Here is a 6,502-nt window from a genome sequence, read left to right as displayed (position 1 = left end):
GATACTTTCGCACGGCTTCGCTTGCTGCAGGTTCAGTGCCAAGGACGACCACGACATCGCCGGGCTCGGTGGGCGTACCGATCAGGTCTTCGACCAGCCCGGCCGCATCGCGCGGAAGCGGAAGTACATGCACATCGACCCCACCCAGATGCCCGTCAGACGTTTCGTTCGCGTGCCCATCCCGCTCGTCTGCCGCCAGCAGGAAACCGCGGACGGCTTCTGCGAGGCCTGCTTCACGGTTATCGCCGACGACTATAAGAGCGGCAGTGAACGAATGTGCCAAGGCATTCCCTGACAGGGCCATCCACACTGCAACCGACAAGACAGACCGCCTGATCGCTGTCTGGACCCTTTCCACTACCGCAAAAGGGAATCGAAGACGGGCGACAAGAAAGCGCTGCAATAGGACAATCATTCTGCCGCCCGCGCGGCGGTCACGGCTTCGACCAACTGCGGCTTTTCGACAAAGCCGGGGATCAGCTGATCGCCGACCACGAACGATGGGGTGCCATTGAAACCAAGCGCCTCGGCCAGTCGCATCGAGGTGGCAATATGCTCCTCAACTTCGGGCGACTGCATGTCGATCTTCAACTTCTCAACGTCGAGACCGACCTCCCCTGCTATGCGCAGTACGGCCTCTGCCTCAACCTTGCCGCGCATCCTCATCAGGGCGTCGTGCATTTCGGCGTATTTACCCTGCTGACGCGATGCCAAGGCGGCGCGGGCGGCAAAAGCTGACCCTTCGCTCAGGATCGGCCACTCTCGCAGAACCAGTCGCACGCTGGTGTCCTCGGCCATCAAGGCATTGACCTCGGGCATGGCCCGTTTGCAGTAAGGGCAGTTATAGTCAAAGAATTCTACAATCGTGACGTCGCCGTCTGGATTGCCCAGAACTGGGGCATTCGGGTCGCCTTCCAGCATGCTGCGTTCTTCGGTGAGAACAGACGCGGCTGTAGCGGCCTGAGCTTCGGCCTGGCGGGCTTCCAAGGCCTGCAAGGCTTCCATCACCAGTTCGGGATTTTCCCGGAGTGTTTCGGCCACCAGCGCCTTGATCCGATCATCGGAAATGTCTTGAGAGAGGGATTGTTCTGGCAACGCTAGTGCAAACGTGGCGGCGAGGATCATTTGGGAAACGCGCATAGGTTAGACCTTCTGAGAAATGCGGCAGATTTTGCCTTGTGTGAACCCTCTAGCAACTAGAGAGGCAAGCAGGATTCTTCTTGGGGTTAGATTGAGGTGCTGGTTCATTCGCTGGCCGCCTCCATACGGGTGCTGTACTCCTGCGTGGCGCGAACGCGTTCTGGCCAAGTCTATTTGATGTAGGTGAGGACCGCTTCGATTTCGGTATCCGAAAGTCGATCCCCGAACGCGGCATCGGCGCAAGTTCCGCCACCGTATCCCGCATCGCTGTCATGCCGTTCATCCTCTCCAGGACGACTCCGCTCGTCCCTTTGTGCGCCATCACCACTGCCGCAATTGCGGAAGCGGCAAGCGCCAAAGCGCCTGTCCATTGTCTTGCCATCCGCCTGACTGCTTTCGGTTTGTTGTTTTTTATCGACCACCACGCACCGCGCATCAGGCGGTTCGCGAACTGCGCACATGTCTTCGGTCAGGAATAAAACAACAGATCGCCCGACTGGGCCTGTAACGGTGCCGTCGAACCATGGCTCTCACCAAAACTGACCTTCAGGTCAGCAGGCGTGGAGGGGGCAGACTGACAGAGGGGCCACCAAAACGTAGTGTGGTCTGGGCAAAATCCGGTCGCGACACCGCTGCAAAGTTGGAAATGAACGCGGGAACTGCACCGGTCGGTATCACGAATGCCGTACATGCCAGCGCCGGATGGCAGGACAGGGACATGTTCGTCGATCCGGCAGAGTCGTCTGACGCCTCTACCGAGGTCGGGGTGTGATGATCAACCGTGGCGAAAGCGGATGCAGACTGACCAATAATCAGACCGCAGAGCAGCACAACAGCGAAAGACAACACCCATAGACAACACGCCATCCTGCCCGAAAGCAGGACGTTCGGCCCGGTCCATTTGGTCGGCTTCTGCATCATAGTGTCAGATCAACTTGACTTGCGTCCCGACCGGAACTCGGTCGAAGACTTCCTCAATATGCTCGTTGGAGAAGCGGATGCAACCATTCGAGGACCGGCGCCCGATTTTCCGCGTGTCGTGGGTGCCGTGGATTCGATAATATTGCCAAGAAAGATAAAGGGCACGCGTTCCGAGCGGGTTGGTCGAGTCACCACCCCGCACAAACGCGGGCCACTCCGGATTGCGCTGCCGCATCGACGGGGTCGGTGCCCAGCTTGGGTTGACACGCTTTTCAACGACTTCAGTGTAGCCCCTGCGGGTCAGATCATTGGAAAGAGGGACAGAACTCGGATACAGGAATATCTGACCGTCACTGGTCCAGTGCTGAAGAACTCTCGCGGTCGTATCAGATATGATGATCCCGAGACCCAAAGCATCGAAATGGTCCTGCCACTCGTGAACCCGAAACGACGAAATGTTATTGCGAACCGGGCCTTCGGAGGCAAAGGCGGCACGGCCCACCAAAAAGGGCGCGGCCAGTGCTCCGACAGCGAAGTAACGTCGATTGAATCGCATGGGCTGCTCCTCGGTTTTTTATCGTGATGCAGCGTTCCAACGTGGGAAGGTCAAACCGGTTTGTCAGATCACATGGTCACAAACTGGTGATAACGTGGCGATTTCGCCGCGCCGCGCGAAAATAGCATAGGTCACTGCGATGTGAACATCACTTCAGGGCACAGTTGTCTCTATGTATCGGAATGCGAAAGTTACTCGTCATTCTTTGCAGCGCGATTGTGCTCGCGTCTCTTTTTGGGGAGGCGCGTTCAGATTATGCACTTCATGAAAGCCCCTTCCTCGAAACGCATGCCGTGCCAATTGTCCAGGAATCCCATTGCGGCGGCGGTTCCGGTCACGTGGCCTGCCAGGTCCTGTTGGCCAGTCAGGTCGCGACTCCGATATTGAAGTTCGCTTTTTCCTCATCGCAGTTCGAAATCGTGCCAATCCGGGCAAGCAGCCGCATCTCCTCTCCACAACCGCCGCCTCCGCGATACATCTCCTGAACGAACCCAAGTCCAATCGTTTCATCCCAGGAGACATCATGATTTCCCGACCTTCCCTTTTAGGCGGTGCCGCAGCTGCCGCTTTTGCCACACCTTCTATCCTGCAAGCCCATACCGAAGAACCTTTCGTTCTCGCCGAAGAGTTTCAGCCGCGAGAGGTGCGCGTCCGCGAACAGCACGCCCCGGGTCAGATCCAAGTGTTTCCGCGTCTCTACTATCTCTACCATGTCTTCGACAGCGAACGCGCAATCCGCTACGGCGTCGGTGTTGGCAAGGCTGGTCTCGAGTTCAAGGGGACGGCGATCATCGAGCGCAAGGCTGAGTGGCCCTCGTGGCGCCCGACGAATGATATGATACGGCGTGACCCCGGCCGCTATGCGCAGTTCGCGGACGGCGTGCCGGGCGGGTCCGGCAATCCTCTCGGGGCCAGGGCGCTTTATCTCTATAAAAACGGACGCGACACCTATTTCCGCATCCACGGCACGACAGATCCGGCCTCCATAGGGCAATCCGAATCGAACGGCTGCATCCGCATGCTGAATGATCATGTGAAGCAGATCTATGATCAGGTGCCCGTCGGCACGCCTGTGACCGTGCTGTGACAGGGTCACGCCGTGGCCTTCTCGTTCTTGGCGGGACCGTCGCCCTGATCTACGGCTTGCGTGCCCTACCGTGGGACCGTCTTCCAGGGCGCGGCCCACGTTACGTCGACTTGCCGGACTTGCCGCCATTTCGCCGGCTTGAGTAGCAGGGTCAGACTCTGGAGCAACGGCCGCTTTCGTAGGGCTCGAGGCACCGCCCGACGATGCCGATCAGCGACGTGCGCATGCAGACGCTTTGCGAATCAGCCTCTGCCCTGCGCTGTTCGGCCTTGCCTTGCCGAAGGAAATCGTCCCAATCGCATACTTCAGTGAATTCCGTTGCCCTTACTGTCGGGCACTCGAACGAGACTTGGACACACTTTTTGCAGAAGATGCCTATTCCTTTCGCCTCATCCAGCACGAACTTCCGATTTTCGGCCCTGCGTCCGAACTTGCCGCGCGCGCATCGGTTGCGGCCGCATGGCAAGGCAAGCAGCAGGAGCTACGTCGCTTCACGCGGACACCACTGGTTGCAGACCCTGCATGCGTCTTGTGCGTAGCCACCGACATCGGACTTGACGTCGATCAGCTTGCCCGTGATATGGCGTCGCCCGACGTCCAGGCAGACCTTGATCGGACCCGAGCTCTCGCAGATATTTTCGGGTTTATTGGCACGCCGGGGCTCGCGATCGGACGAACTGTCCTTAATGGCGCAATTCCCTTTGCTCTCCTGCGCCGCATTGCGGAAGACGAAAAATCCAGTGAGACACCAATATGCTGACACCACGAACACGCCGTCGCACATGCTGATCGGAGCGGCTTTTTTCGCGCGACCCTTGGTGTCGGCAACTTTTGTTGCGGCGATGGTCGGAGGCCTCCGCATTTGACGTGCGTCGCGGCGAGATGACAGACCGGGACCAGCTGCTGCGGTCTGTCGGCTGCGACAGTGGCGTTTCCGGCTCCGCTGAAAGTTCATCTTATCTGAAAGGCACGTACCTCGCGTGACTAAGGAACGGGTGAGTGGTCATGACAAGACGGAAGTTCAGCCGCGGGATCAAGCTCGAGACGGTAAGGCTGGTGACGGATCCAGTGAATCGCCTGGCGCAGACTTTTCGGCCTTAGACACAGGCAGCGGAACAGCAGACGCCGCCGGTGGTGGGCACCGCACGTCGCATCACAAGAGGTGGCCGGAGCAAAGAAACCTGCCGTTTTTCCTTTGATTGAGGCCGCAAAAGGCGCAAAATCCCCGATGCGAGTGCACAAGCACGCGCTATCTCGGGAGGACATTATGAATGGCTTGAATCGCAGGTCGGCAATGACACTCGGGTTGTCAGTTGTTGCCGCAACGCCGCTTTCCCTGTTGCCCGGGCCGGCTGCATCGGAAATGTACGCCGCCGACGCCGGCAAGGAGATCATGCCAGGCATCAGGCAGGTCGAACTTGGTGAGTGGCCGGTGAATTTTGGCGGATACAAGAAGGCGGTGGTGAACGACTTTGTCATGGCTCCGGGGTCGGCTTTCCCGGAAGAGAAGATGAAGAACGACATGCTTTGCCATATGCTGGAAGGCGAGACCGCGTCCATGCAGGACGGCATCGCGTTCATGGCAAAGGCCGGACTGGTCTATTCCTGCTCGACCGGTATGGTCGGATCAGACAAGAACGAAGGCAGCATCCCGGCGGTCATGCGGGTCATCGACCTGCTCCCTGCCTGAGCATCGGGGTCAATCTTGGCGGGGCGCTCTCAGCGTTTCCGTCCCACGCCGAAGTAGTGAGCGGCGTGGGCGCGGCGCGGCACCCGTTTTACCCGCGCCGCGCCATCGGCTAAAATTGTCTCCTACCGCCCACAGCTTATCGCGGTTCGTTGGCTGTCCGTCCTGCAATGCCCTTTTGTGCTGGCGGCTCAAGCGAGGTTGGCAACGTGCGCTGATCCTTGCGCCTGCAGTGTGCCGGACATCATTATCGGCGAGTTCCATGGACTGCATGACATGGGCTGATTGAAAGTCAGACACCTATACCGTTGACGGCCAAACCAGGCGCCGACGTCACGCGGCATCACTTGCACAGCTTGCTGCGGGCAAAGCAGCCGGTGGCAGCAATGCCCGCACCGCAAGCTTGAACACATGCCTTTGGCAGCAAGCCATGTGTTCATGTCGGCAAGCTCAGCTTCCTAGGCGGCGATGACTTCTTCGGCCAGCTTACGCATTTCGGTGTCCGTGCCAAACTCATCCCTTGGCACGATCACTTAGACGCTCGGTTTCGTCGCCAATGTTTTCGGGATCGCGACGGTCAAGAAAATCGAGGAGGTTTGCTTCGGGCCTGGGACCGCCAGTCAGACGCCGCACGGCCCAGCCGACACGTGCCAGCCCTGCGGTGTCATCTTGCACACCCGACAGGCGCATGGACATCCAAAGGGCAAGGCGATCCGGGTCAACCCGGTCGCCCACGAACCAGCTGAGGTCTGCGGCCTCGATCAGGGCAAGTCTGTGACGCCATCCTTCCGGACTGCGTCGCAGCCTGTCGTCCAGCGCCCCGAACCGGCCGGCAACCCTGGCGAGACAGGCGGCATTGGCCGCCTCTGCCTTCTGCCAGTCATCGAGAACTGCGGTTTCATGTGACTCTGCCCTTGGTCCAGGCGCCAGATAGTCCGGCTCCTCTTCCATCGGGCCTGGCAGGAACCAATGTCGCTTTTCCTTCACGATTTCACTGCGTGGTTTTCACATGATTTCCGCAAGGTACCTCCGGAAGTGGCGCGGGTTTCTGCTTTGCGATTTCAATTTCATTATGGACTTCAATAGGTTTTGAAGGGCACGGCGGCATGAC

The 6,502-nt window shown here is 58.9% G+C and carries 8 protein-coding genes and 1 pseudogene; 3 read left to right on the top strand and 6 right to left on the bottom strand.

Annotated features, from left to right (window positions below; all coding sequences use genetic code 11):
* The 5 genes from Q7V03_RS01590 to Q7V03_RS01570 all read right to left on the bottom strand — a co-directional run.
* The coding region (locus Q7V03_RS01590; RefSeq protein WP_304923868.1) for a hypothetical protein at positions 1-322 on the bottom strand (322 nt) is incomplete at its 3' end.
* An 89-nt stretch (positions 323-411) separates the two neighbouring features.
* A complete protein-coding gene (locus Q7V03_RS01585; RefSeq protein WP_304923867.1) occupies positions 412-1,140 on the bottom strand; it encodes a DsbA family protein in 729 nt (242 codons plus the stop codon).
* Positions 1,141-1,310: 170 nt separating this feature from the next.
* Entirely contained in the window at positions 1,311-1,565 is a 255-nt protein-coding gene (locus Q7V03_RS01580; protein WP_304923866.1) for a hypothetical protein, read from the bottom strand.
* Positions 1,566-1,686: 121 nt separating this feature from the next.
* Entirely contained in the window at positions 1,687-2,058 is a 372-nt protein-coding gene (locus tag Q7V03_RS01575; RefSeq protein WP_304923865.1) for a hypothetical protein, read from the bottom strand.
* 7 nt (positions 2,059-2,065) lie between these two features.
* Positions 2,066-2,617, bottom strand: coding sequence for a L,D-transpeptidase (locus Q7V03_RS01570; protein WP_304923864.1), 552 nt, complete (start codon positions 2,615-2,617; stop codon positions 2,066-2,068).
* 523 nt (positions 2,618-3,140) lie between these two features.
* Here Q7V03_RS01570 and Q7V03_RS01565 point away from each other — a divergent pair.
* The 3 genes from Q7V03_RS01565 (at position 3,141) to Q7V03_RS01555 (ending at position 5,394) form a co-directional block, all read left to right on the top strand.
* Positions 3,141-3,704, top strand: coding sequence for a L,D-transpeptidase (locus Q7V03_RS01565; RefSeq protein WP_304923870.1), 564 nt, complete (start codon positions 3,141-3,143; stop codon positions 3,702-3,704).
* 235 nt (positions 3,705-3,939) lie between these two features.
* On the top strand, positions 3,940-4,464 hold the full coding sequence (locus Q7V03_RS01560) for a DsbA family protein (RefSeq protein ID WP_370651059.1): 525 nt from the start codon (positions 3,940-3,942) through the stop codon (positions 4,462-4,464).
* 507 nt (positions 4,465-4,971) lie between these two features.
* On the top strand, positions 4,972-5,394 hold the full coding sequence (locus Q7V03_RS01555; protein ID WP_304923863.1) for a hypothetical protein: 423 nt from the start codon (positions 4,972-4,974) through the stop codon (positions 5,392-5,394).
* Between the two features lie 513 nt (positions 5,395-5,907).
* On the opposite strand, the pseudogene Q7V03_RS01550 reads toward Q7V03_RS01555, so the two are convergent.
* A pseudogene (locus tag Q7V03_RS01550) lies at positions 5,908-6,342 on the bottom strand (hypothetical protein); the annotation flags it as partial.
* Between the last annotated feature and the right edge of the window lie 160 nt (positions 6,343-6,502).

It is taken from the genome of Cypionkella sp., assembly GCF_030652235.1.
Taxonomy (GTDB): domain Bacteria; phylum Pseudomonadota; class Alphaproteobacteria; order Rhodobacterales; family Rhodobacteraceae; genus Cypionkella.
This window is presented reverse-complemented; position numbering and strand designations above follow the sequence as displayed.

Bases quoted from the DNA above. Each gene is read 5' to 3' on its own strand.
- Q7V03_RS01565 (WP_304923870.1), top strand. From the start codon at position 3,141: ATGATTTCCCGACCTTCCCTTTTAGGCGGTGCCGCAGCTGCCGCTTTT.
- Q7V03_RS01570 (WP_304923864.1), bottom strand. From the start codon at position 2,617: ATGCGATTCAATCGACGTTACTTCGCTGTCGGAGCACTGGCCGCGCCC.
- Q7V03_RS01585 (WP_304923867.1), bottom strand. From the start codon at position 1,140: ATGCGCGTTTCCCAAATGATCCTCGCCGCCACGTTTGCACTAGCGTTG.
- Q7V03_RS01575 (WP_304923865.1), bottom strand. From the start codon at position 2,058: ATGCAGAAGCCGACCAAATGGACCGGGCCGAACGTCCTGCTTTCGGGC.
- Q7V03_RS01555 (WP_304923863.1), top strand. From the start codon at position 4,972: ATGAATGGCTTGAATCGCAGGTCGGCAATGACACTCGGGTTGTCAGTT.